22 protein-coding genes and 1 pseudogene are annotated in these 25,187 nt (G+C 64.3%); 17 read left to right on the top strand and 6 right to left on the bottom strand.

The window, feature by feature from the left end:
* Positions 1 to 138 precede the first annotated feature (138 nt).
* The 3 genes from NKI54_RS17275 (at position 139) to NKI54_RS17265 (ending at position 1,965) form a co-directional block, all read left to right on the top strand.
* Positions 139 to 627 (top strand): CreA family protein, encoded by a 489-nt coding sequence (locus NKI54_RS17275; protein ID WP_352636629.1) that lies wholly within the window; start codon positions 139 to 141, stop codon positions 625 to 627.
* A 96-nt stretch (positions 628 to 723) separates the two neighbouring features.
* A complete protein-coding gene (locus tag NKI54_RS17270; protein WP_352589494.1) occupies positions 724 to 1,365 on the top strand; it encodes a DapH/DapD/GlmU-related protein in 642 nt (213 codons plus the stop codon).
* Between the two features lie 168 nt (positions 1,366 to 1,533).
* A complete protein-coding gene (locus NKI54_RS17265; RefSeq protein WP_031211766.1) occupies positions 1,534 to 1,965 on the top strand; it encodes a low affinity iron permease family protein in 432 nt (143 codons plus the stop codon).
* A gap of 69 nt (positions 1,966 to 2,034) precedes the next feature.
* Here NKI54_RS17265 and NKI54_RS17260 read toward each other — a convergent pair whose 3' ends face one another.
* The gene (locus NKI54_RS17260) at positions 2,035 to 2,907 is read right to left on the bottom strand and encodes an SDR family NAD(P)-dependent oxidoreductase (protein WP_352636630.1); all 873 of its coding nucleotides are present in this window, start codon (positions 2,905 to 2,907) and stop codon (positions 2,035 to 2,037) included.
* Positions 2,908 to 3,036: 129 nt separating this feature from the next.
* Between NKI54_RS17260 and NKI54_RS17255 the strand changes: the two genes are divergently transcribed.
* Positions 3,037 to 3,318 (top strand): hypothetical protein, encoded by a 282-nt coding sequence (locus NKI54_RS17255; protein ID WP_023676741.1) that lies wholly within the window; start codon positions 3,037 to 3,039, stop codon positions 3,316 to 3,318.
* Between the two features lie 7 nt (positions 3,319 to 3,325).
* Here NKI54_RS17255 and NKI54_RS17250 read toward each other — a convergent pair whose 3' ends face one another.
* Positions 3,326 to 3,901, bottom strand: a complete 576-nt coding sequence (locus tag NKI54_RS17250; protein ID WP_023676740.1) for a TMEM175 family protein — start codon at positions 3,899 to 3,901, stop codon at positions 3,326 to 3,328.
* Between the two features lie 123 nt (positions 3,902 to 4,024).
* On the opposite strand from NKI54_RS17250, the pseudogene NKI54_RS17245 reads away from it, so the two are divergent.
* Positions 4,025 to 5,074, top strand: a pseudogene (locus NKI54_RS17245) (MFS transporter); the annotation flags it as partial.
* A 196-nt stretch (positions 5,075 to 5,270) separates the two neighbouring features.
* Here NKI54_RS17245 and NKI54_RS17240 read toward each other — a convergent pair.
* Positions 5,271 to 6,743: an MATE family efflux transporter gene (locus NKI54_RS17240; protein ID WP_352636631.1), complete on the bottom strand. Its 1,473-nt coding sequence runs from the start codon at positions 6,741 to 6,743 to the stop codon at positions 5,271 to 5,273.
* Between the two features lie 191 nt (positions 6,744 to 6,934).
* Here NKI54_RS17240 and NKI54_RS17235 point away from each other — a divergent pair, with 191 nt between their 5' ends.
* Positions 6,935 to 7,723, top strand: a complete 789-nt coding sequence (locus tag NKI54_RS17235; RefSeq protein WP_023676737.1) for a L,D-transpeptidase — start codon at positions 6,935 to 6,937, stop codon at positions 7,721 to 7,723.
* A gap of 146 nt (positions 7,724 to 7,869) precedes the next feature.
* Here the strand turns inward: NKI54_RS17235 and NKI54_RS17230 are convergent, their stop codons facing one another.
* Positions 7,870 to 9,348 (bottom strand): esterase-like activity of phytase family protein, encoded by a 1,479-nt coding sequence (locus NKI54_RS17230; RefSeq protein WP_352636632.1) that lies wholly within the window; start codon positions 9,346 to 9,348, stop codon positions 7,870 to 7,872.
* A 247-nt stretch (positions 9,349 to 9,595) separates the two neighbouring features.
* On the opposite strand from NKI54_RS17230, the gene NKI54_RS17225 reads away from it, so the two are divergent.
* The 6 genes from NKI54_RS17225 to NKI54_RS17200 are packed head-to-tail and all read left to right on the top strand — an operon-like array spanning position 9,596 to position 16,090.
* On the top strand, positions 9,596 to 10,585 hold the full coding sequence (locus NKI54_RS17225) for a TIM barrel protein (protein WP_352636633.1): 990 nt from the start codon (positions 9,596 to 9,598) through the stop codon (positions 10,583 to 10,585).
* 42 nt (positions 10,586 to 10,627) lie between these two features.
* Positions 10,628 to 11,686 (top strand): sugar ABC transporter substrate-binding protein, encoded by a 1,059-nt coding sequence (locus NKI54_RS17220; protein ID WP_352636634.1) that lies wholly within the window; start codon positions 10,628 to 10,630, stop codon positions 11,684 to 11,686.
* A 56-nt stretch (positions 11,687 to 11,742) separates the two neighbouring features.
* Positions 11,743 to 13,275 carry a sugar ABC transporter ATP-binding protein gene (locus tag NKI54_RS17215; RefSeq protein WP_352636635.1) on the top strand — a complete coding sequence of 511 codons (1,533 nt, stop codon included), beginning with the start codon at positions 11,743 to 11,745 and terminating at the stop codon, positions 13,273 to 13,275.
* A 16-nt stretch (positions 13,276 to 13,291) separates the two neighbouring features.
* Positions 13,292 to 14,269: an ABC transporter permease gene (locus tag NKI54_RS17210; protein WP_352456543.1), complete on the top strand. Its 978-nt coding sequence runs from the start codon at positions 13,292 to 13,294 to the stop codon at positions 14,267 to 14,269.
* Positions 14,266 to 15,141, top strand: coding sequence for a MurR/RpiR family transcriptional regulator (locus tag NKI54_RS17205; RefSeq protein WP_352692026.1), 876 nt, complete (start codon positions 14,266 to 14,268; stop codon positions 15,139 to 15,141). Before NKI54_RS17210 ends, NKI54_RS17205 begins: the two co-directional genes overlap by 4 nt.
* A 31-nt stretch (positions 15,142 to 15,172) precedes the next feature.
* Positions 15,173 to 16,090, top strand: a complete 918-nt coding sequence (locus NKI54_RS17200; RefSeq protein WP_352692024.1) for a ribokinase — start codon at positions 15,173 to 15,175, stop codon at positions 16,088 to 16,090.
* 10 nt (positions 16,091 to 16,100) lie between these two features.
* Here the strand turns inward: NKI54_RS17200 and NKI54_RS17195 are convergent, their stop codons facing one another.
* The gene (locus NKI54_RS17195) at positions 16,101 to 17,126 is read right to left on the bottom strand and encodes a LacI family DNA-binding transcriptional regulator (protein ID WP_352692022.1); all 1,026 of its coding nucleotides are present in this window, start codon (positions 17,124 to 17,126) and stop codon (positions 16,101 to 16,103) included.
* A gap of 195 nt (positions 17,127 to 17,321) precedes the next feature.
* Here NKI54_RS17195 and NKI54_RS17190 point away from each other — a divergent pair, with 195 nt between their 5' ends.
* The 5 genes from NKI54_RS17190 to NKI54_RS17170 all read left to right on the top strand — a co-directional run bounded on the left by NKI54_RS17190 (position 17,322) and on the right by NKI54_RS17170 (position 22,370).
* A complete protein-coding gene (locus NKI54_RS17190; protein ID WP_352692020.1) occupies positions 17,322 to 18,356 on the top strand; it encodes a Gfo/Idh/MocA family protein in 1,035 nt (344 codons plus the stop codon).
* Positions 18,356 to 19,261, top strand: a complete 906-nt coding sequence (locus tag NKI54_RS17185) for a sugar phosphate isomerase/epimerase family protein (RefSeq protein ID WP_502896976.1) — start codon at positions 18,356 to 18,358, stop codon at positions 19,259 to 19,261. Before NKI54_RS17190 ends, NKI54_RS17185 begins: the two co-directional genes overlap by 1 nt.
* A gap of 165 nt (positions 19,262 to 19,426) precedes the next feature.
* The gene (locus NKI54_RS17180; RefSeq protein WP_352692018.1) at positions 19,427 to 20,440 is read left to right on the top strand and encodes a substrate-binding domain-containing protein; all 1,014 of its coding nucleotides are present in this window, start codon (positions 19,427 to 19,429) and stop codon (positions 20,438 to 20,440) included.
* 86 nt (positions 20,441 to 20,526) lie between these two features.
* Positions 20,527 to 21,324 (top strand): ATP-binding cassette domain-containing protein, encoded by a 798-nt coding sequence (locus NKI54_RS17175; protein WP_352692016.1) that lies wholly within the window; start codon positions 20,527 to 20,529, stop codon positions 21,322 to 21,324.
* Positions 21,321 to 22,370, top strand: a complete 1,050-nt coding sequence (locus tag NKI54_RS17170) for an ABC transporter permease (RefSeq protein WP_352692014.1) — start codon at positions 21,321 to 21,323, stop codon at positions 22,368 to 22,370. The genes NKI54_RS17175 and NKI54_RS17170 overlap by 4 nt, the downstream gene beginning before the upstream one ends.
* A gap of 9 nt (positions 22,371 to 22,379) precedes the next feature.
* Here NKI54_RS17170 and NKI54_RS17165 read toward each other — a convergent pair whose 3' ends face one another.
* On the bottom strand, positions 22,380 to 25,103 hold the full coding sequence (locus NKI54_RS17165) for an ATP-dependent helicase (RefSeq protein WP_352692012.1): 2,724 nt from the start codon (positions 25,101 to 25,103) through the stop codon (positions 22,380 to 22,382).
* Between the last annotated feature and the right edge of the window lie 84 nt (positions 25,104 to 25,187).

The following is a 25,187-nucleotide window of genomic DNA, read 5'->3' as shown; positions in this document are numbered from 1 at the left end:
ACTCTTAGCGGTTCGGTCGCGCCGACGCAAAGATGTCGCGTTGCCGCAACCGGCAATCCTGTGGGAGGCGATCTGCTTGCAAAGCGCTGCCGTTCGTCCCACCTGAGGTCGGCAAAATTCGAACCGCAGGAGGCCTCTTTGCGAAAACTGATTGGCGGCGCGTTAGCCGCATGCCTTGTCATTGGCGCCGGCGCGGCCGCCGCCGAGGAAATCGGCAAGGTCGGCGTCGATTGGCTCGGCAACGATATCATCGTCGAGGCGATCAAGGATCCGAAGGTCGAGGGCGTGACCTGCCACGTCTCCTATTTCGACCGTGGCGTGATCGACCGCCTGCAGAAAGGCAACTGGTTCGAGGACCCGTCCGATTCTTCGATCTCCTGCCGCCAGACCGGGCCGATCACCATTGGCGACATCGACATGAGCGAGGCCGGCGAGGAGGTGTTCAAGCAAGGCATCAGCCTGATCTGGAAGAAGCAGGTGGTGAACCGCATCTACGACAAGGCCAACGAGACCCTGATCTACCTGTCGCATTCACGCCAGGTGCAGGACGGCTCGGCAAAAATGTCGGTCACGACCGTGCCGCTCTACGGCCAGAACGTGGTGTGGACCAGCGGCAAGCCGAAATAGAGACTTAAGGTGCTACAGGGTCCTCGGCGCGTCCAAACGGATGCGCGGCGCTGCACTCGGCTTGCGAGACTATCCGCGCGGGCGTAAAGCGCGCGCATGGACCGTCCCGAACACCTTGTCCTGAAAGATCCCGAGCCGCGCATCCATCCGACGGCGGAGCTGAAGGCGTGCAAGCTTGGACGCCACGCGTCGATCGGCGAGCGGGTCATCCTGCGCGAGGTGACGGTCGGCGACTTCTCCTACTTCGAGCGCCACGCCGAGGCGATCTATACGACGATCGGCAAATTCTGCTCGATCGCCGCCAACAGCCGCATCAATGCGCTGGAGCATCCGGTCGAGCGGCTGACGCAGCACAAAATCAGCTATCGGCCCAACGAGTACTTCCGCTGGCTGGGTGTCGATCAGGCATTCCGCGACCGGCGGCGGGCGAGAGCCGTCAGCATCGGCCATGATGTCTGGATCGGCCATGGCGCCGTGATCATGCCTGGCATAGTGATCGGCAACGGCGCGATCGTCGGTGCCAATGCGGTGGTGACGCGAGACCTGCCGGCCTATGCAATCGTCGCCGGCGTTCCGGCCAGGCCATTGCGGCAGCGCTTCAGCGCGGGAACTGCGGCCCGGATCGAACGTCTTGCCTGGTGGGACTGGCCGCTCGAGAAACTGGCCAGGGCAGTCCCCGACATGCAGGCCTTGCCCATCGAGGCTTTCCTCGACCGCTGGGAAAACGGCGCCGCCTGACTCGGGCGTATCTGCAAGCGGTCCGACGGCCTGCGCGATCTGCTCCTCCAACAATGTACCCGCGACCTTCCGCCACGAGGGAACCAGGAGCGGCTGCCAACTGTTTCTGCAGACACAATGAACTCGGCTTCCGTCCGGGTTCGTCGCCCGGCTGTTGAGGGAGTTTGAATGATTGAGAAGCTTTTCACCAGGATCGCCAACAACGTCGCCCATTTTGCCGGCCTGCCGCCGACGTTTGCCGTCTGTTTCCTGATCATCGTCGTCTGGGCGGCAAGCGGGCCGATGTTCGGCTTTTCGGACACCTGGCAGCTCGTCATCAACACCGGCACGACGGTCGTCACCTTCCTGATGGTGTTTCTCATCCAGAACACCCAGAACCGCGATGGCGCTGCGATCCAGGCGAAGCTCGACGAATTGATCCGGGTCAGCACAGCCCAGAACACCTTCATCGGTATCGAACACCTGACTGAGACCGAGGTCGAAGAGATCCGCAAGAAATGCGAACAGGCAGCGAAGCGGCATGATCAGAAGCTTGCCGAGTTGGCAGCCGAGAAAGCCATGGCGAAGAAGCGGAACACGAAGAAGCACGCGGCGGCGTGATATAAAGGTCCGGCGCATACCTGCGAAGATCGGATCCGATTCTTTGCTACGGTGATCTTCGGTTCGGGATCATGCGGTGCGTGTCATGAATGCCGCGAAAGCATCTTTGTAGTCCGGGTGCCAGCGCGACAGGGCAGGGCGGTTCTCGATGAGGTCGCCAATCGCCCAGGCCATGCGCTTTTCGTCCATGGACCGGGTCGCCTCGTTGTCGGGGCACAGGATGTAGAAATCGCCACGTAGTAGCGAGGCCAGCATGAAGTCGATGACCTGCTCGCCGGTCCAGGCGCCGGCCGGCTTTTCGGTCGCACCTTCGGTCAGGCCGGTAAAAGTGAACCCGGGGATAAGCAGATGCGCCGCGACACTGGCGCCCGGCTCGTTGCGCAGCGCGTGTGCAAGGCCCTCGGTATAGGTCTTCACGCCAGCCTTGGAGACGTTGTAGGCGAGGTTGCCGGGCGGCGTGGTAATGCCTTGCTTGGAGCCGGTGTTGACGATCAGGCCGGGCTTTCCCGCCGCCAGCATGCGTGGCGCGAACGCCTCTACGCCATGCACGACACCCCAGAAATTGATGTCCAGCAGTCGCTTCCAGGCGTCATGGTTCTCCCAGGGCTTGCCGGGGTTGTTGCCGACGCCGGCATTGTTCATCAGCAGCGACACGTCGCCGAAAGTGCCGGATGTCCTTTCGGCGAGGCGGTCGAGTTCGTCGGCTTTCGAAACGTCGGTGGCAATGGCAATCACGGCGCTGTCGCCGGCGATGGCGGCGACGGCGCGCCGGGCCTCATCGAGGCGTGCGCCGCCAATATCGACCAACACGATGTTCATGCCCATCGCCGCCAGCCGTTTGGCCGCGGCAAGGCCGATGCCGCTGGCCGCGCCGGTGATGACGGCGACATTGCCGGAGGCAAGTGCGGGCAGGGCGGTCTGGATCTCGGCGTCGGTGGTCATGATTTTCTCCTGTTCTGGCCGCGGCGAACTTAGCGCGGAAAGAGGCTCGCGCAAGCCGGTGCCGGCATCTTCGGGTTGACCGCATCGGCGGGCGCTGCGCATGCTGATATCGAAAAGGAGACCTGACGATTGACCGACTGGATCGAGATCCTGAAAGAACAGACCGCCACCGGCGACCAGATGAGCCGCGAGGTGCCACAAATGCTCGCCAATCCCGACATCAGCGAAGCGCAAGTTATGACGCTGTTTTCGGCGCTCGAAAAACAGGCCGAATTCGTCGAAAAGCTGCGCATGGCGCTGGAAAAATTCGGCCATGATTTTTCAGTGATCAAGGCGGCCGAGCGGCTGGAGGAGCGCTACGCCGACCTTGCCGCTTCGGTAGCGGAAAAGCTGAAAGCAATGCGAGGCTAGAGGGGGCCTATTTCTCGATCAGCCGCTCGAAGCGCCTGTCCGGCACGAACCAGATCATCGCCACCAGGACATAGATCGAGACACCGATCCAGTGATTGACGAAGGTCAGCGCGATGGCGGAAAGATAGAGGACCAGCGAGATCTTTCCCTTGAGGTCATTGCCCAACGCCCTGGCGAAGAGAGTCTCATTGCCGTGCAGTCGATGCAGGGCCATGGTGAGGATGTTAAAGCCGATGGCGCAGAGCGCCAGGTCGACGCCATAGACGGCAACCGGCACCGGCGCGAAATGGTTCTCACCCATGAAGGCTGTCGTCGCCGGCATCAGCGATAGCCAGAACAGCAGGTTGAGGTTCGCCCACAGCACGCGGCCGTCGACCCGCTGCACGGTATGGAACATGTTGTGCAAATTGTTCCAGTAGATGCCGACATTGATGAAGGACAGCACATAGCTGAGGAAGATCGGCCAGAGTGGTGCCAGCGCGGAAAAATCCTCGCCATGCGGCACCTTCAATTCCAGCACCATGATGGTGATGATGATGGCGACCACGCCATCGGTGAATGCCTCGACTCGTCCCTTGCCCATGAATCTCCCCTGACAATCCGCTGAAGTTAAAAGAGGATCTCGCTCAGCGCCATCGGCAAAGCTGCCAAACTTGTCAGGAGCAAGCCGGGGAGGGGGAACGGCTGACGCGAAAAAGGCGTTAGGATGTCAGATCCCGAACAGCAAAAGGTCGAAAAAATGACAGCTCACGCTCAAGTCATGACGCGCGATCACGAACTCGGCGGCCGCGCTGCAGCGGCCGCCGTGGCCGCCATGATTGCGGCTCTTTTCGCCGGCAGCACGGCGCTGACGCCGCTTTACATCATCTACAAGCAGCTCTTCGGCTTCTCGCAGATCACTTTGACGCTGGTCTACGCCGTCTATGTCATCGGCAATCTGGCAGCGCTTCTGATGTTAGGGCGTGTGTCCGATGTCATCGGGCGCCGTCCAATGGCATTGGCCGGGATGGCGGTGGCCGTCGTCAGCGCGGTGGTTTTCCTCTTCGCCGAAAATGTCGCCTGGCTCGATATCGCCCGAATTCTGAGCGGACTGGGAATCGGCGTTGGCGCGGGCACCGGCACCGCCTGGCTCGCCGAATTGCTCCCGACCGACGACAAGTCACAGGCGGCGACGATTGCCACCAGCACCAATTTTCTCGGCCTCGGCCTCGGTGCGCTGGGGGCCGGGTTGCTCGCCGAATACGCGCCCTGGCCGCTCAGGCTGACATTCGTCGTCTACCTGGCGATGCTCGCGACTGTAACCCTGCTGGTCTGGCGCACGCGGGAAACCGTTTCGCGGCCGGGGAAACTGGCTGACGTTTCGATGCGACCGCGGCTTTCCGTGCCCGATGACATCCGCGCAAGTTTCGTTGCGCCGGCGGTGACCGGCTTTGGCGCAATGGCGCTGGTCGGCTTTTATGCAGCACTCGCACCGAGCATTTTGGCGCAGCAACTGCAGGTAACCAACCATGCCGAAGCCGGCGCTCTGTTCTTTGAATTGGCAATCGTGACGGCCGCCACCATTGTAGCGACGGCACGTCTTTCGAGCCGAGCCGCGATGTTCGCGGCACTTGCGCTGATGATCCCAACCGTCGCACTGGTCGTTGCGGCGCAGGTCTTCGCCTCGATGGCCATAATGATTGCCGGGACCGCCTTGTGCGGCGGGGCGGCAGCGCTCGGCTATCGCGGCGGCTTGCAAGTGGTGAACGAGATCGCGCCGGCGGACCGGCGCGCCGAAGTCGTCTCGGCCTTCTTCATCTGCTGTTTTTGCGGCGCTGCCGGTCATCGGCATCGGCGTTCTGTCGACGGTGGCAGGTGCGACCGTGGCAAGCCTGGCCTTTGCCGGCATGATTGTCGTCTTTTCCCTGGTCGCTCTCGGGTTTGGCGCGAAATACGCGCGCTGAGCCGACCTTTCAGCCGTTCGGTGTCTCGGGCGAAAGATGCGCGCGCTGGCGCGGTACGCCGAGGCCGGTATCCGGCGGTTCGCCGGCAGCCGGCCGGCTCTCGATCATGTGCAGGCTGCGCCAGCGGCCGAAGCGGTAATAGGTCGCGGCCAGCACGAGCGAGGTTATAGAGCCAGCCGGAAAGCTCCACCACAGAGCTTCCTCGCCGATCACGCTTCGGAAGAAATAGGCGAAGCTGGTGCGCACCAGCAGCACCGAGATCACCAGGATGATCAGCGGCGGCATCACCGCGCCGGTGGCACGCACGGTGGCGAAGAGCACGATGGTGATGCCGAACAGGATGAAGGACCACGACGCGATCTTGTTGATGTGAGTGGCGATCTCGATTGCTGCACTGTCGCTGCCAAGGAAGAGGCTGAGCACCGCGCGATCGAATACGAACAGCAGCGCGACGAGCATGCCGGTGAGCACAAGGTTGAAGCCGACGCCGGAGGCGGCGATGCGTCCAATCCGGTCCCAGCGCCTGGCGCCGACATTTTGCGCCGCCATGGACGACACCGCGGCGCCGATGGCGAGCGCCGGCATCTGGATATAGGTCCAGAGCTGTGCGGCTATGCCGTAGGCAGCCGCGACCTGCGAGCCGTACGAGTTGACCATGCCCATCACCGTCAGCGCCGCGGCCGAAACGACGATCATCTGCAGGCCCATCGGCACGCCCTTGAAGACGACAATGCGCAGCAGCGCCGGGTCCGGCCGCAGCAGAACGAGATTGGCGCCGGCCAGCCGCAGCGGGTGCTTGCGCGCATAAAGCACGATCAGGATGGCAACCACGCTTACCGTCTGGCCGATCAGCGTCGACGCGGCCGAGCCGGCGATGCCGAGTTCGGGGAACGGGCCGATGCCGAGGATGAGCAACGGGTTCAAAACGACGTCGAGCACGACGGCCAGCGCCATGAACAGGAAAGGCGTGCGCGAATCGCCGGCGCCGCGCAGCACCGTCATGACGAAGGACAGCAGGTTCATCATCGGCACGGCGAGGAAGATGATGCGCAGATAGGAGCGCGCCAGCGGCAACGCATCGGCCGGCGTGCCGAGCGCATCGAGGATCGCATCGACCCAGATCCAGCCGCAGACCGCGAACACCACCGAGACGAGGAAGAAGAAGGTGGCGCTGGTGCCGACGATGCGCCGGGCTTCGGGCAGGTCACGAGCGCCGACGGATTGTGCGACCAGGATGGTCGCCGCCATGCCGATGCCGAAGACGGTGCCGAGGATGAGAAACAGCACGAGGTTGGCATTGGACGTGGCGGTCAGCGCCGCTTCACCGAGGAAACGGCCGACCCACACGGCATTTATCGAGCCGTTGAGCGACTGCAGCACATTGGAGCCGAGCACCGGCAGGGCAAACAGCAAAAGGGTGCGCGGGATAGGCCCACTGGTGAGGTCGCCGGTCTGCCGGCGCGGGGGCATGTTGTCGTCCATGGCAGGCAACTCGGCGAAGGCTTGTCTGAGTCCGCAATGATTGCCGATTTAGCGAGAGAGGTCGATGCGGCGCTGTAAATTCCGCCTGGCGTGCCTTGATCTAAGCATTTCTCAAACCTTTCGGAATCGTATATTGATCCCGCACGCGTGGGGCCGCATTTTCCTGGATCTCAGGGCAAGCCGGGGGGCTCATGTCCGATATTCCGTTGTTTTTTGAGCGCCTGAACCGGCGCGCCTTTCTTGGTGCATCCGCTCTGGGCGCGGCCTCCGTGGCTCTTTCGTCGTGCACCACGACGGACGTGGCGGCGCCGCCGGTGCCCGCGGCACCAAGCGATCCGGCCCTCGGCGATGCCGCAAGCATGTATGCCGCGCGCATCGACGAGGGCTATCAACTGCCGGCAATCCCGGTAGCCAAGGTCGATCCGAAATTCGTGCGTCAAATCGTGGCCGACCCGACTGGAGAAAAACCCGGCACGATCGTCGTCGATACTTCCGAGCACTTCCTCTATCTGGTGCGCGACGGCGGCAAGGCAATTCGCTATGGCGTCAGCCTCGGCAAGGCCGGTTTCGGATGGACCGGCAGCGCCGTGGTTCAGGCGAGGAAGAAGTGGCCGGTCTGGACGCCGCCGCCGGAAATGATCCAACGCCGGCCGGAACTGGCGAAATACAAGGACGGCATGCCGCCCGGCCCGCAGAGCCCGCTTGGTGCCCGCGCGCTGTATCTCTTCCGTGACGGCAAGGACACGATGTATAGGCTGCACGGCACGCCGGAGTGGGACTCCATTGGGAAGAACGCTTCCTCCGGCTGTGTGCGCTTCATGAATCAGGACATTATCGACCTCTACAGCCGCGTCGATGGCGTCGTGCCGGTCTTCGTGCGCCCGAACCTGTCGGCCGCCGGGAAGATCGCCGCCGTGTCAAACAGGACGGCCGAGCCGATCGATGCAGGCGTGCCAAGGGACGCGGAGATGTTGAGGTAAGTGCCTTCGACTGGATCGTCAGTCGCAGGTTTTGCGATGCTTAGGACACCGTCCTTGCGCGGGCGAGCCGCAACTGAAGGGGCACGACCGCTCAATCGCGCCAGCTCAGGCGGACGCGCTCGGCGCCTCCGCCTGTATGGGTGCCGCTACTTCTTGGCGAGGCCTGGGAGCGTGACCTGATAGACCAGGAACATGGTGTCGACATCGGCGCCATCCTCGGCCTTGTAGGCCGCGCCGACCTGGAAGCCGTCCTGCGTGAGGAAGTCATTGTCATTGGCGACGAACAGGAAATAGTCGTCGGGCAGCTTCGGATCGAGGACGCTCACCACCGACATCGCCTCCCATTTCTCCGAAAGGTTGTTGCGGTCGTTGGGCGCGCCATTGTGCAACCCGAAGCGGCCGAGCTCGCTCTTGTCGTTGATGTCGATGAACGGCGTCAGCTTGGCCGGCGTCACCGATGGATCGAGCTCACCCTTGGGCGCCAGCGGCTTGTCCTTGTCGAACTCTGTGCCGGCGATATCGGTTGCCGCCGACACATCGACGACGCTGATCTCGCGATGGAGCGAGGTGTCGCCCTTCAGCCCCTGGCCGTTGCCGCTGTCGCGCGCCAGCATCAGGAAGGTCTTGTCCGACAGCGCCACGATTTCACTCTGCGCGGCGATCTTGGTTTTGCCCTTGGCATCGGTGAACACCGGCAGCGGCACGACATATTCATGCGCGAGCTTGAGCTGGCCGGGATCCGAGGCATCGTAGACCAGCGCGCGCGTGTTCTGGCGCGTCGAGGCGGAATCGCCGCCATCTTGTCTGGGTGCCGACTGCAGCACGGCAATCAGGAACTTGCCGTCCGGCGTCAGCGCCATGCCTTCGAGGCCCTGGTTGTTCTGACGGCCGGTTTCGGGATCCTTCGGATCGGGGTCTGCCGCGCCAGGTCCCGGATTGTTGGAAGCAAAGTTTGGCGTCCCGTGACGCATCGGGACAAGCGCCGCCGGCGGCTGCGTTGCCGACATCAGACGCCCATCGGCGGAGAAGCGGTAGATGTTCGGACCGTATTCGTCCGAGATGAACATCGTGCCGTCGGGCAGCCGTGCGATCGCTTCGTTATCGAGCGCGAGCTTGCCGTTGGCTTCGGGCAGGATCGGCATGTCGTCGGTCGCGGCACGCACGCCGTTGAGCGGATCGAGCCCGGTTGCGTCGGCGCCCTTGTCGTCGGTCAAAAGCATGGTGTCGGCAAGCGTCGCCCTGAGGCCCGACTGTTCCTGGCCGGCGGCTGGCACTGCACCCGGCGCGATCGGGGCGAACTCGATGGCAATCGTGTTGAGGCGCGGCCGGTAGTCGGTAGTACCGACGACATTGTAGCCGCGATCCGGCAACAGCCACAACGAGCCCTTGTAGCCGTCGGCGCCATGCGTCCAGCCGGCAGCATCGATCGACATCCCTGAGCCGGAGCCAAACGTCTCGCCGAACTTGTCCTTCTGGCTGGCCGGGATGCGGCCGACACCGACCAAGCCTTTGTTGACGAAGCTGACGCCGCCGACGGTCGCGGCATTTTCTGCCAAGGCCGGAGTCAAGGCGGTGAACATCGCCAGCGCGACGGCGAGGGACGCGGTTCGGTGCAGGTTTTTCATGGAAATCCTCTTTGTGACAAAGCTGCCGGGGCCCGAAAAAGCGCCGCGTCGCATCGAGGATGCCGCGAAAGCCTTCGGAGAAGCGATCTAGGACGCGAACATGATACTTGCGTGACAGTGCCGGGCTTGCTTGTCCCTCGTGGTCGCAACTGGCCTGGGTATGGCGAATTCGTCGTCGCCGAGCGAGCAATTAACAACTTTACAAATAATAGTTCTAATGTAAAGTTATGACAATGAAAGGTCCCCGATGACAGCCTATCGTTTCGCCACCCGCCTCAATTCCTTTGCCTCGCGGCCACAGGCCGAGTGGCCCGATCTTGTCGGCAAACCGTCCATGCTGCAAATGGCGGCACGTGCGGCGAAGGTTGCGGAGTTGACCGATCTCGACCTCAACTTCCCCGACCATGTCGATGAAAAGCCTGCGGAAATAGCGCGCAAACTCGGCGATATCGGGCTTTCCATCAATGGTTTCGCCATGCGCTACTACTCCAACCCGGCCTTCAAGCTCGGCGCCTTCACCAACCCGGATCCTTCCGTTCGCCGCGAGGCCATCGACCTGACCAAGGCCGGGATCGACGCCGCGCGCGAGGCCGGCGCCAGCCTGATGACCTTGTGGCTCGGGCAGGATGGCTTCGACTATGCCTTCCAGGCGGACTACGCAGCGCTCTGGCAACACGAAATCGATGGCATTCGTGAAGTTGCGGCGCATGATCCGGGCTGCCAAATCAGCCTTGAATACAAACCCAACGAGCCGCGCTCCTACAGCCTGATGCCGGATGCGGCGACGACATTGCTGGCGATCCGCGAGATCGGCCTGCCCAATCTCGGCGTGACGCTCGATTTCGCCCATGTGCTCTATGCCGACGAGCAGCCGGCTTTCGCCGCCGCCCTCGTGGCACGCCACAGCAAGCTGCTCGGCGTGCACCTCAACGATGGCTACGCCAAGCGCGACGACGGCTTGATGGTCGGTGCCGTGCATACGCTGCAGACGATCGAGCTGCTCAGGCAGATCGGCCGCGACGGCTACGCCGGCGCCATCTACTTCGACACGTTTCCCGATATGACCGGGCTCGACCCGATCCACGAATGCGAAGTCAACATCGCGACTGTCAAGCGCATGCTGCGCGTCGTCGATCGGCTGGACGGGGACAACCGCATGTTAGCCGCCGTCGACCGTCAGGACGCGATCGCGTCGCAAGCCATTATCCAGGAAGCCATGCTCGGCCCGGACAGCTGAAGCTCCGGCGCCATCACCGTTTTCAACCAGGGAGGAAAGACCATGAAATTTCTGCTTGCCACCGCCACCGCTGCCCTGATGGCGCTGTCTATAGGCTCGTCGTTTTCCGCGGACCTCGCGCCGCTCAATTCCGACACCGAGAAGGATCGCATCGACTGGTCGCAGCTCGAGGCCAAGTTCGGGGCCTTCCCCAAGCTGCCCGAGGGCACCAAGGCGGGTGCGGTCTCCAAGACGCTGACCAACGAATACTGGCGCTCGCTGGGAGAGGGCTACAAGTCGTTCGGCGACCGCACCGGCGTGCCCGTGGTCTACCAGGCGGCGCAGAGCGAGGGCGACCAGCTCGGCCAGCTCACCATCGCCGAAGGCCTGGTCACGCAAGGCTACAACGTGCTGCTCGTTTCGCCGCAGACCGACTCCAACCTGCAGCCGATCATGGAACAGGCCAAGGCAGCCAATGTGCCGGTGGTCAACGTCAACGACGCGGTCATCCCGCAGGCTGAGCACTATGTCGGCAATGTCCAGCGCGACAACGGCGTGCGCGTCGCCAAATGGTTCATCAAGAACCGGCCGGATGGCGGCAAGGTCGCCATCGTCGAAGGCCAGGCCGGCGTCTACGCCGCCGTCCAGCGCACCGACGGCTTCAAGACCACCATCACCGAAGCCGGCAAGTTCGAGGTCGTGGCCAGCGTCCCCGGCAACTGGGATCGTCAGACCTCCTACGACGCGGCCACCAACATCCTGCAGCAGCACCCCGATCTGATCGGCTTCTATGCCAACAATGACGGCATGGCGCTGGGCATCGTCGAGGCGGTCAAGGCTGCCGGGCTGCAGGACAAGGTTGCGGTCTTCGGCACCGACGGCATCTCCGACGCCTATGCCTCGATCCGCGCCGGCGAGCTGACCGGCACCGTCGATTCGTTCCCGGTGCTGACCGGCGAGGTGGCGCTGGAATCGGCGCTGCGACTGGTGGCCGGGCAGAAGCTGCCGCGCGTCGTCGCCACGCCGCAGGCGCTGATCACCAAGGACAATGCCGACCGCTACTCTGGCGCCGGCGACGCCGTGCGCAAGGCGCTGCTCGAGGACGCGGCAGCGGGCCAGTAGAGCAGGGCCGGCAGGTGCCGGCCTTGGGTCGGCACCTTGCCTGGAGAACCGAAGCAATGTCAGTCATCTCCCGGCTGCAATTCGAGGGCATTTCCAAGGTGTTTCCGGCCGTGCGGGCGCTGAGCGATGTGTCCTTTTCGGTCGGCGCCGGCGAAATCCATGGGCTGCTCGGTGAAAACGGCGCCGGCAAATCGACGCTGCTGCGCATACTGTCAGGCGTCTACCGACCGACGGCGGGAAGCGTGCTGATCGATGGCAAGCCGGTGACGCTGAACAATCCGGTCGCCGCACGCGCCGCGGGCGTGGCGATGATCCATCAGGAATTACAGCAGGTGCCACGCCTCAGCGTCGCCCAGAACATGTTTCTCGGCCATCCGTTGACGCGCGGCGGCGTCTTCGTCGCACGGCGCGAGCAGGAAAGCCGCGCTGCGGAAGCCCTGGCCGCCATCGACCCGACCATCGATCCGGCAGCCCCGCTTGGCAGCCTGAAGGTGGCGCAGCGGCAGATCGTCGAGATCGCCCGGGCGCTGCTCGACCGCGCCAGGATCGTGGCGATGGACGAGCCGACGTCGAGCCTCACGCCGAGCGAGTTCGAACGGCTGGCGGAAGTCATTGCCGGTCTGGCACGCGACGGTGTCGCCGTCGTTTATGTCTCGCACAAGCTGGACGAGGTGTTCGGCATCTGCGAGCGCGCCACTGTTATGCGCGACGGCGTTGTGGTCGAAACCGTCGATCTCGCGCAGGTGTCGGAAAAGGCCGTCGTTTCGATGATGGTCGGCCGCGAGCTTGCCCAGGAACAACACCGCTCGCATGCTTCCCCCGAGATCAGGCTGAGCGTGCGTGGCCTCGCCTCGGCAACCAAGGTCCGTGACGTTTCGTTCGACCTGCATCGCGGCGAGGTGTTGGGCATTGCCGGCCTGGTCGGGTCCGGCCGCACCGAGCTGCTGCGGCTGCTGGCCGGCGCCGACCGGGCCTCATCAGGCACAATGGAGATCGACGGCAAGGCGATAAAACTTTCCAGTCCGCGCGACGCGATCGCGGCCGGCATCGGCCTGGTGCCCGAGGAGCGCAAGCGCGAAGGCATCGTGCCGTTGCGGTCGATCTCCAGCAACATGGCGCTGGCGTCGATGGGCGTGTTCGCGCCGCGCGGCCTCATCGACCATCGCCGGCTGAAGCGCGTGGCAGCCGAGAAGATGAAGCGAGTCAATCTCAGGCCGTTCCTGCTCGATCGGCCGATCCGCCTGTTCAGCGGCGGCAACCAGCAGAAAGCGATCATCGGCCGCTGGCTGGCGGCGGGAACGCGGATCCTTCTGTTCGACGAGCCGACGCGCGGCATCGATGTCGGCGCCAAGGCGGAGATCTACCACCTGATCGAGGAGCTCGCCGCCGAAGGCCATTCGGTTATCGTCGTTTCGTCCGAGTTGCCTGAGGTGATCCGGCTCGCCGACCGCGTGCTCGTCATGCGCGACGGCATGGTCGCCGCCGAACTGGGCCGCGCAAGTCTCAGCGAACACGCGATCGCCGCGCACGCCATACCCCAAACGGAGATTGAGGCCGGCAAGGCGCAAGGCCATCGGGCCGGTGCATAACGGACAGGACCAGCGGATGACCGATATAACCCAACACACAGCAGCGCGCCCAAGGGCAGATTTCCTGCACCGGTTTTCCGTGCGCGACGCCGGCACGCTGATCGGCCTGGTGGTGATCCTTGCCGTCTTCGGGGCGCTGGTCCCCGGCTTTTTTGCCGAGCGTAACCTGATCAACATCCTGCAGCAATCGAGCATCAATGCCTGCCTGGCGTTGGGCATGACGCTGGTCATCATCTCGGGCGGCATCGACCTGTCCGTCGGGCCGACGGCAGCCCTTTCGGCGGTCATCTCGGCCTCGATGCTGGTTGCCGGTGTGCCGTTTCCGCTGGCCATCGCCGCTGGCTTCGCCATCGGCCTTGCCTGCGGACTGCTCAACGGCGTGCTGGTCGCCTATGTCGGGCTGCAGCCCTTCATCGTCACGCTGGGAACGCTCAGCACCTACCGGGCGCTGGCGCTGATCTATACCGGCGGCAATCCGGTGCTCGGCCTGCCTGCCGGCTTCCGTGCCATCTTCAACGGCTCGCTGTTCGGATTGCCGTTGGCGGTCATCATCGTGGCGGTGGTCGCGCTGATTGCCTGGATCATCCTCAAGAAGACGCCGTTCGGCGAATATCTGCTCGCCGTCGGCGGCAATGAGGAGGCGGCCTACATAGCCGGCGTGCCGATCGCCCGCACCAAGATCGCCGCCTATATGATCTCGGGCCTGCTGGCAGCGCTTGCAGCGCAGATCCTGATCGGCCGGCTGGGTGCGGCCGAACCCATTCTGGGCAATCTCTGGGAGCTCGACGCCATAGCAGCGGCGGCGATCGGCGGCGCCTCGCTGATGGGCGGCAAGGGCAGCGTCGTCGGCACCATCCTGGGTGCCGTCATTCTTGGCAGCATGCGCAACGGCCTGACGCTGATGAACGTGCAGTCCTTCTATCAGCTCCTGGCAACTGGCCTTATAATCCTCGCCGCGATGCTTATCGATCGCGTGACGAGGGGACGTGGATGACCTTGACCGGGCTGGACCTGAAAGCAGTAGGACCGCGCATTCGCATGATGATGCCGCATCTGACGCCGCTCGAGGCGAAGGTGGTTGAAACGGTCTTCGGACGGCGCGGCTTCGACGAGACCATACCGCTCAAGCAGATCGCCGAGGAGGCCGGTGTCTCGGAGGCGATGGTGGTCAAGATCGCCAAGAAGCTGGGTTTTTCCGGCTATCGCGACTTTCGCACGGCGGTCTATGAATACAGCCGCCTGCCGACCGCCGAGATGCATCAGGAGCTGTCGGTGGACGACAGTTCGGCCGAGATCGTGCAGAAGGTGTTCCGCACCTCCATCCAGGCGCTGGAGGAGACGCTCGCCATCCTCGACATGGACGATTTCGACCGTGCCGCCGATCTGCTTTACCGCGCCAGGAATCGCGATTTCTACGGCGTCGGCGGCTCGGCGCAGATCGCACGCGACGTTTCGCACAAATTCCTGCGCATCGGCATCCGCACCTCTGTCTACGACGATTCGCACATGATGCTAATGTCCGCCTCGCTGCTCGGCGCCGACGACATCGCCGTCGGCTTCTCGCATTCCGGCAACACGAGCGCTGTTATCGACGCCACCCAACTTGCGCGCAAAAGCGGCGCGCGCACGCTGGCCATCACCAACTATGACAACTCGCCATTGGCAGCCGTCGCCGACATCGTGCTTTGCTCGACCGCCCAAGGCTCGCCGTTGATGGGTGAGAACGCAGCGGCGCGCATTGCCCAGCTCAACATTCTCGACGCGCTGTTCGTCGCGGTCGCGCAACGCGACTACCAGGCGGCGGAGCGCAATCTCGGCCGCACCATGTCTGCGGTGACGTCGAAACGGAAAGACAAGAACTCATGAAAGGCAAGCGGCTCATGAAGGTCTGGGGCACATGACGGCTCCTCCGCCGCTGGTGACCGTATTCGGCAGCCTGCATTACGATATCATGGTCGAAGCCCCCGATCGCCCACGCAAGGGCGAAACGGTCACCGGCCATGCCTGGCATCCGAAATGCGGCGGCAAGGGCGGCAACCAGGCGGTGTCGGCAGCGCGGGCCGGCGTGCGTGCGGCGATGATCGGAGCTGTCGGCGACGATGATTTCGGCCGCGCGCTTCTCGACAATCTCGATCGCAACGGCGTCGACCAGCGCTTCGTGGGAGTGGCTTCGGGCGCCGGCTCGGGCATGAGCGTAGCGATTTTCGACGACAGCGGCGACTATGGCGCGGTGATCGTCTCGGGCAGCAATCTCACTCTCGGCGAAAAGGACATTACTGAGGCGGCCGAGCTGATCGCGCAAACGGCGGTTCTGCTGCTGCAAAACGAGGTACCGGAAGCCGCCAACATCGCCGCGGCGCGAGCGGTGAAGGCGTATGGCGGCCGCGTCGTTCTCAATGCGGCGCCGGCGCGAAAGCTGACAGCCGAACTGATCGCGCTGACCGACATCGTCATCGTCAACGCCATCGAGGCGGAGTTCCTGGCCGGCGTTTCGGTCGTCGACACGCTCGAGGGTGCTGCGAAGGCGGCCGGCATGCTCGTCGGTTTCTATCCGGCTGCAATCGTCACGGCCGGCGGCGAGGGCGTTGCCTATTGCGACCGCGACGGCCAGGCATTCGCCTTGCCGGCGATGCCGGTGGAGGTGGTCAGCACCCACGGTGCCGGTGATGAATTCGTCGGCGCCTTTGCGGCGTGGCTTGCGCGTGGAGAGCCCGTCGAGGCGGCACTTGCCGCCGCCAATGCCGCCGCTGCCTCGCTGGTCGCAACGCCGGAGCGCGAGCGCGGGGGTCTTGTTCAATCTGAGCCTGCTCAGTGACCGCCGCGATTCAATCGCTGTCGCGCGCGATCAGTTCCAGCGGCCAGACTTCACGGATGATGCGTGCGCCTTCGGCGCCGGCGTAAGCCGGGATCGATGCCAGCAGCATTTCGGCCAACCGCTCGCCCATCGGCTCCAGCGCCGGTCGGAAGCCGGTCAGCGCCGGCGAAAAATAGCGGCAAAGCGGCGTGTCGACGATGACGATCACCGCGACGTCGTGGCCGGGCTTGATGCCCGCCTCGGCCAGCGCCTTGCAGCCGCCAAGCGCCATCGCGTCATTGTTGAAGATGATGGCCGTCGGCGGGTCCTTGGAGCGCATGACCTTCGGCGTCACGGCGTAGCCGCCGGCCTCGTTGATGAAGCCGTCGGCGATCAGATCGGGGTCGAACTCGATGCCGTGCCGCCGCAACGCCTTGCGATAGCCGGCGAGGAACAGATAGCCGAAATTGAGGTCGAGCGACGGGCGGATGGCGGCGATGCGGCGGTGACCGCGCGCGACGAGACGATCGACCGCGTCAGCCCCGGCTTTTTCGAAATCGAGGTCGAGCGAGGGATAGGAATCGCCGCCGGAGCGGCTGCGGCCGAGCGTTGCGAACGGGAAACCGGCCTGGGTCAGATAGTCGATGCGCTCGTCCTCGCGCCGCGTCCAGGCCAGCACCACCGCATCGGCCCGCCGCGTCTCGACGACACGGCGCAGGCGCTCCTGCTGATAGTCGCCCGGCGCGCCCATCACTACGATCAGGTCGAGGCCGCTTTCGGCGAGCTTGGCCTGCAACCCGGTCAGGAACGGAATGAAGAACGGCTCGCCATATTCCTGGTCGCCCGGATGCGGCTGCAGCATGAAGGCGATCGAATGGGTAGCGCCGCGCCGCAGGCTGCGGCCGGACTGGTTCGGTGAATAGTTCAGCTTCTTGGCCGCATCGAGCACGCGCTGACGCGTGTCGGCATTGACGTCGGCGCGGCCGTTGAGCGCGCGCGACACCGTGCCGATGGAAATATTCAGGTGACGTGCAAGGTCGTGAATACTGGACGCCAAAGGACAGTTCTCCCCCTTGCTTGGCTAGCACCGGCCGCTCTTCAGGCCAAGCCGGCATCACGTTTTTCGCTATCGGCCAATTGACATTCTACGCCATCGGGTGTGTTCTCGTAAACGTTTACGGAAGAACGTTTGCGGCCCTGCCGTGAACGCCGTGACGATCGGTCTGGAGGGGCCGAGAGGGAGGAGTGCTGGATGATCAATGTCGTCCTGGTCGGCTGCGGCGCGATGAGCAAAGCCTGGCTCGATGCGGCCAAGCAGATCGACGGGCTCGCCATTGTCGGCCTGGTCGATATCGACGCCGAAAGGGCGCGGGCAAGGGCGCGCGAATACGAGCTTTCCGGCGCCGTCATCGGAACCGAGCTCGACGCCGTGCTCGACCAGACCAGGCCCGACGCGGTATTCGACGTCGTGGTTCCCGCCGCCCGCCGCGAGGTCGCGCTTTCCGCCTTTGCCCACCATTGCCATCTCTTGACCGAAAAGCCGCTGGCCGACAGCCCGGACAATGCGCGTGCCATTGTCGAGGCGGCCCGCAGCGCCGGCCGCATCCATGCCGTCGTGCAGAACCGCCGCTATGTCGCCAATGTCAGGCGCATCCGGCGCTTTCTCGATTCCGGCGCCATTGGTGCGCCAACCAGCATCCACGCCGATTTCTTCGTTGCGCCGCATTTCGGCGGTTTTCGCGAAGAGATGCGCCATGTGCTGCTGCTCGATATGGCGATCCACACATTCGATGCGGCCCGCTACATGGTCGCCGGCGAGCCGGCCGGCGTCTATTGCCAGGAGTGGGAGCCGGCCAACTCCTGGTATCGGCAAGGGTCGTCGGCAACCGCAAGCTTCGACCTCGGCGGCAGCAAGCTGTTCACCTATGCCGGCAGCTGGTGCGCGGCCGGCTTCCGTACAAGCTGGGACAGTACATGGCGGATCGTCGCCGAGCGCGGCAGCATTGTCTGGGACGGCGCGGACGGATTGAAGGCGGAAGTCGTGCGGCCGGTCCGTGAAGGCCTGTTCGACCGCACCGAACCGATAGCCGTGCCGCCGCTCGACCCGGCAGATCGCGTCGGCGGCCATCTCGGCATCATCCAGGATTTCGTCCGCGCCGTCGAAACCGGCACCGAGCCGGAGACGCGCGGCGCCGACAACATCAAGAGCCTGGCCATGGTTTTCGCTGCGATCGAGAGCGCCGAAACCGGGCGCCGGGTCGCCATCGCTCAACAGGAAGGATCATGATGCCAAACCCGCTGCTCGACATCAGGATCGGCACAATGGTGCGGGCCAATCTGGACGACCCGGCCGCCTATGTCAGGCAGATTCTGCCGCTCGGCTTCGAGAGCATCCAGCCGTTCTTCTGGCAGACGCTGGGCGGCAAGGACATTCCACGGCTGGCAGGCGAGATCCGCGAGGCGATCGGCGATGCCGATGTCGTCGTCTCGTCGATCGGGGTGTTCGGCAACCCGCTGGAGAGCGGTGAAGTCGATCGCGGCGTGCTCCAGGCGTGGGAAACGATCATCGACAACGCGCATCTGTTCGGCACCAATGTGGTCAGCGGCTTTACCGGCCGCATCCGCGGCAAGCCGCTGCCCGACAGCCTGCCGCGCTTCCGCGAGGTCTGGGGGAAGCTGGCAAAGCGGGCCGCCGACAAGGGCGTGCGCATCGCCTTCGAGAACTGCGCCATGGACGGCAACTGGGCCAGCGGCGACTGGAACATCGCCCACAATCCGGACGCCTGGGAGCTGATGTTCAACGAATTGCCGGACGACAATCTCGGCCTGGAGTGGGAGCCCTGCCACCAGCTGGTCTATCTGATCGATCCGATCCCGCAGATCCGCAAATGGGCGCCGCGTATCTTCCACGTCCACGGCAAGGACGCGACGGTGCGCTGGGACGTGATCCGCGAACATGGCGTGTTCGGTCGCCTGCCGTTCGTGCAGATGCGCACCCCTGGCTTCGGCGATAGCGACTGGACGCGGGTGATCAGCGAGCTGCGGCTGGCCGGCTACAAGGGCGCCATCGACATCGAGGGCTGGCACGACCCGGTCTACCGCGGCGATCTTGAGATCACCGGCCAGGCGCGGGCACTGGATTATCTCCAACAATGCCGGGGAGGCGCGAGCTATCTGCCGAACCCGGTGTGAGGCTAATGCATGTCGCGCAAAAGTGCCCAGCGGTTTTGCGATAACGACATGCATAAAAACAGGACAAGCCGGCGGGAGGTGCCGGCCAGCGAAAGATTGCGGCGCAATGCCGAAGCGATCGTCAAAACCCCTCGGCTAGCGAGGGAACAAAGGGAGGATAAGTGCATGAGCATTACGATGAGAAGGACAGTTCTGCGCTCGACCGTCGCGGCGGCCGCGATGGCGCTCGCCGCCGCACTCTCGACCTTGCCGGCGCAGGCGCTCGATGCCCAGTGGTGCAAGGATGTCCATATCCGCTTCTTCGTCGGCGGCGCCGAGGGCGATGCCTTCGGCACCATCGTCTACAATGGCGCCAAGCAGGCGGCAGCCGATCTCGGACCGAAGGTCGACTACATCTTTTCCCAGTGGGATGTCGAGAAGATGGTGCAGCAATTGCGCGAGGCTGTCGCGGTCAAGCCCCAAGGCATCGCCATGATGGGCCACCCCGGCGACGCTTCGATCATGCCGCTGGCCGAACAGGCGCACAAGGACGGCATCAAGATGATGTACCAGAACGTGCCGGTGCCGAAGGTCACGGCGGCGTTCGGCGGCGGCTATGTCGGCGCCCAGCAGGAGCAGCAGGGCCGCGCGCTCGGCGCCGAGGCGGTCAAGCTGGCCGGGCTCAAGGCCGGCGACAAGACGATCATGATCGGCCCGTTCGAGAACGAGAGCCGCGGGGCGCGCGAGCGCGGCACGGTCGCTGCCCTCAAGGAAGCGGGCGTCGAGGTCATACAGCTCTCCTCGCCGCCAAGCGGCGAATGGGCTTCCGACCCCAATCTGGCCATTCCGGTGATCACCGCGGCACTGCTCAACAATCCCGATGTCAAGGCGGTTGGCTATCCCGGCGGACAGATGCTGGGCAACGTCCCGACTTACATGCAGGCGGCGGGCAGGAAGCCCGGCGATATCTTCAACTTCGGCTTCGACACCAGCCCGCAGATCGTCGAGGGCTTCAAGGGCGGCTGGGTGCAACTGACGGCCGACCAGCAGCCGTTCCTGCAAGGCTATCTGCCGATCCTCAGCCTCTGCCAGCAGGTGGTGCTCGGCCTTGCGCCGATGAATGTCGACACCGGCGCCGGCTTCGTCACGCCGCAGAATTACGAGATCGTCGCCGAGCTCGCCAAGCAGGCGCTGCGCTGACCTCCCAAGCCGTCGGCCGGGATCGAGCCCGGCCGGCGGGACCGCCGGCGAAAAGGCCGGCACGCGACAATCAAGCGAGGATCGCCATGGCCGAACGCATCATCGAACTGCGCGACATCAGCAAGTCCTACGGCCAGGTCTATGCGCTGGGTGGGGTCAATCTCAGCGTCGATCGCGGCGAGGTGGTCGGCCTGATCGGCGACAATGGCGCCGGCAAGTCGACGCTGATCAAGATCCTGTCCGGCGTGGTCAAACCGACCAGCGGCGAGATTCTCGTCCGCGGCAAGCCGGTGACCGGATGGAGCCCTGCGCGCTCGCGCGACGCTGGCATCGAGACCGTGTTCCAGGACCGGGCGCTCGCCGTGCAGCAGACGATCGTGCGCAATATCTTCATGGGCCGCGAGCTCACCGGCTGGCTTGGCTGGCTAAAGGTCAACAAGGAGATCGCGGAGGCGAGCCGGCTGATGCGCGAGATCGGCTTCACCTCGAAAGTGTTCACGCCACAGTCGATCGTCGGCCAGCTCTCGGGCGGCGAACGCCAGGGCGTGGCGATCGCGCGGGCCATCTATAAGAAGGCGGAGTTGATAGTCCTCGACGAACCGACGACCGCGCTATCGCTGACCGAGACCGCCAAGGTCTTCCACTTTGTGCGCCAGGTGCGGGCGAGCGGGCGCTCGATCCTGTTCATCGGCCACAACATCCACCACGTCTTCGATATCGCCGATCGCTTCGTGGTGCTGGACCGCGGCAAGGTCGCGCTCACCGCCGACCGCAGCGAGGTCAAATCGGCCGAGGATCTGATCAATTTCATGGAAGACGTCGCCCACCCCAGCGGATTGCCGGGGTTGCACGACGCGGGCGATGCGGAGAGGGCGGCACGATGAGCAAGACCATGGAACCCGATCTGCAGAGCCCCCTCGGCGGCACGCATGGCGAAACCGCCGGGAAAGAGTGGAGACACCCGTCTGACAATTGGCTGCGCGGGTTCATCCTCGACAACCGCGCCGCGCTCGGCACGCTTGCCGTGTTCATCGTCATGATGGCGGTGTTCATGATCGCCAACCCGATCGTGTTCACCACCTGGTATCTCTACAGCTCCGTACTGACCACGCTGCCGGTGGCGCTGTTCGTGGTGGTGCCGCTGGTCTTCGTCGTCACCTGCGGCGAGATCGACCTGTCGTTTCCGGCGACGATGGGCTTTGCCTCCTGGGTGTTTGCGCTGGTCGTGCAGGCCGGCTACGACCCGTTCCTCGGCATCGCCGCCGCAATGGTCACCGGCATGCTGCTCGGCTTCCTGGTCGGCTCCCTGGTCGTTTATGGCGGGCTGTCGTCGCTGATCGCGACGCTCGGCATGAACTTCCTGCTGCGCGGCCTGATCCAGATCATCAACGAGGGCAGGTCGACGGCGCTGACCGGCCTTGCCGACAGCTGGGCCTACAAGATCTTCTCCAGCCAGCTTTACGGCATTCCGGTGCAGATCTTCTGGGCCATCGGCTTCGTCGTACTGTCGGCGCTGCTCTACAACCGCCATCGCTTCGGCGCGCAGGTCAAGGTGGTCGGCGACAATCCCGACAGCGCCCAGCAGATGGGTATCGACGTCAAGCGCGTGCGGGTGAAAGTGTTCGTCTTCGTCGGCATCGGCGCGGCAATCGCCGGCACGTTCTCGGTGATGATCAACTTCACCTGGTGGCCGACCGCCGGCGACGGCTATCTCCTGCCGGTGCTGGCATCGGTGTTCGTCGGCGGCACCCCGACCTGGGGCGGAATCGGCACCGTCGTCGGCGGCGCGATCGGCGCGGTCACGGTCTCTTTCATCCAGACTGGCGTCGTCGCGGCAGGCCTGAGCGGCTTCTACGTCCAGTTCTTCAACGGCCTGATCATCATCCTGTCGCTGCTCGGCCATAAATGGAACCAGGCGCGGTATCGATGAGGGGCGATTTCAAACCCCAGTAACAAATCCGTCCAGCACGCGTTTCTGGCCGGCTTTGTCGAAGTCGATGGTCAGCTTGTTGCCTTCGATGGCCGAGATGTTGCCGTTGCCGAATTTCTGGTGGAAGACGCGGTCGCCGACGCTGAAGGGGGATGGCGTGTCGGCGACGGATTTGGCGACCAGCTCGCCGTCGATGGTGCGGCCCTTGACCGAGGTGCGGCCGGCGCCGTAGCCGGAGTCGGTTTCGCCATAGCCGATGCGCTCGACCTGGTGGCCGGAGCGGGTGCCCCAATTGCGGTCGGTGGCCTCGGTGCGGTTGGCTTGGGCGCGCTGCCAGCCCGGCGTCGCATAGGTGCTGGAGAAAGCGCCGGATTTCTCGGCGCCGGAATTGCCGCCAATGTTGTCGAAGCGCGACGCCCCATAAGGATTCTGCCTGCCTGCCCCTTGGCCGCCGCGACCGGAGGCGAACGAGGCGCCGCCATAGGCATTGCCGTAGCCGCCGTAGGAGTTGCCGCTCTCGGAAACTTCGACATGGGCTTCCGGCAGCTCGTCGAGGAAGCGCGACGGGATGGTCGATTGCCAGAGGCCGTGGATGCGGCGGTTGGAGACGAACCAGATGTGCAGGTTCTTCTTGGCGCGGGTCAGGCCGACATAGGCGAGGCGGCGTTCCTCCTCGAGCCCGGAGCGGCCGCCCTCGTCGAGCGAGCGTTGGTGCGGGAACAGGCCTTCTTCCCAGCCGGGCAGGAACACGGTTTCGAATTCGAGGCCCTTGGCCGAATGCAGCGTCATGATGTTGACGGCGTCGAGCTCGGCATTCTGCTCGGCGTCCATCACCAGCGCGACATGTTCGAGGAAAGAACGCAGCGACTCGTACTCCTCCATGGAGCGGATCAGTTCTTTTAAGTTCTCGAGCCGGCCGGGCGCTTCGATCGAACGGTCGTTCTTCCACATGTCGGTGTAGCCGCTCTCCTCCAGAATGGTCTCGGCGAGCTCGGTGTGCGGCGTGGTTTCCAGCGCCTTCTGCCAGCGCTCGAAATTGGCCGATACCTCGCGCAGCGCGGCGCGCGGCTTCGGCTTCAGCTCGTCGCTCTCGGCGAGTTTTGCCGCCGCCTCCAGCATCGGGATGCGCAGCGCGCGTGCGGTGTCGTGGATCTGGCGGATGGTGGCCTCGCCCAAGCCGCGCTTCGGCACGTTGACGATGCGCTCGAAGGCGAGGTCGTCGGCGCCTTGCGCGACGACGCGGAAAAAGGCCAGCGCATCGCGGATTTCGAGGCGCTCGTAGAAGCGCGGGCCGCCGATGACGCGGTAGTTGAGGCCGAGCGTGACGAAGCGGTCCTCGAATTCGCGCATCTGGAAGGACGCGCGGACGAGGATCGCCATGTCGTTGAGATTGTGCTTCTGGCGCTGATAGGCCTCGATGGTCTCGCCGACGGCGCGGGCCTCCTCTTCGGAATCCCAGGCGGCATGGACATGCACCTTCTCGTCGTCCTCGGCGATCTTTTCGGTGAACAGCGTCTTGCCGAAGCGGCCCTCATTGTGGGCGATCAGGTGGGACGCCGTGCCGAGGATGTGCGCAGTGGAGCGATAATTGCGCTCCAGCCTTATGATGGTGGCGCCGGGGAAATCCTTGTCGAAGCGCAGGATGTTGTCGACCTCGGCGCCGCGCCAGCCATAGATCGACTGGTCGTCGTCGCCGACGCAGCAGATATTTACGGTGGACAGGCGCGGACTTCCCTCCCCCTTGAGGGGAGGGTGGCCGGGCGAAGCCCGGTCGGGTGGGGTCCGTGCGGCAGTGCTCGACCTACCGGCGGCAGTGCTCGACGCTCTAGCGGTGCCTTCTGCGGCGACCCCCTCCGCCCGCTTCGCGGGCACCTCCCCCTCAAGGGGGGAGGATTGCGGCCGCTGCGCCAGCAGCCGCAGCCACATGTACTGGGCGGTGTTGGTGTCCTGATACTCGTCAACGAGGATGTAGCGGAAGCGCTTGTGGTATTCCTTCAGCACGTCCGGATTGGCGCGGAAGATGCGGATCGGGTGGCACAGGAGATCGCCGAAGTCGCAAGCGTTCAGCGTTTTCAGGCGCTCCTGGTAGGCCTTGTAGAGCTCGCGGCCCTTGCCGTTGGCGAAGGCACGGGCATCGCCCTCGGGGATGTCGGCGGGGCCAAGGCCCTTGTTCTTCCAGCCGTCGATCATCTGGGCGAACTGCTTGGCCGGCCAGCGCTTGTCGTCCAGCCCTTCGGCCTGGATAAGCTGCTTGATCAGGCGCACGACATCATCGGTGTCGAGAATGGTGAAGTCGGATTTGAGCCCGGCCAGCTCGGCATGTCTGCGCAGCAGCTTCACTCCAATCGAGTGGAAGGTGCCGAGCCACGGCATGCCCTCGACATTGCCTTCGCCGATCAACAGGCCGATGCGCTGCTTCATCTCGCGCGCCGCCTTGTTGGTGAAGGTGACGGCGAGGATCTGCGAGGGGAAAGCCTTGCCGGTGGCAAGGATGTGGGCGATGCGGGTGGTCAGGACGCGCGTTTTGCCGGTGCCGGCGCCGGCCAGCACCAGCACCGGGCCTTCGGTGGTTTCCACCGCCAGCCGCTGCTCGGGGTTGAGGCCGTTGAGATAATCGGGCGCGTTGTTCTGGTTGCTGCGGGCAGCCATGGCGCGCGCGGCAATGCCCGACGGGGCCACGGGCCGCGCGTTCGGTTCGTCAAAAAAGGGCATGTCTTCCGAAAAGCCGGACATCTCCCCCCGAATGTAGTGATTCGGCAGCGAAAGGCCAGAAGTGTCTCCGTTTTGTTCTCTGTCCAGTCGGTAGACTCACAATCT

The sequence above is a fragment of the Mesorhizobium sp. M0663 genome (genome assembly GCF_040320585.1).
GTDB lineage: Bacteria > Pseudomonadota > Alphaproteobacteria > Rhizobiales > Rhizobiaceae > Mesorhizobium.
Note: the sequence above shows the minus strand (reverse complement) of the source record. Positions and strands in the feature narration are given on the sequence as shown.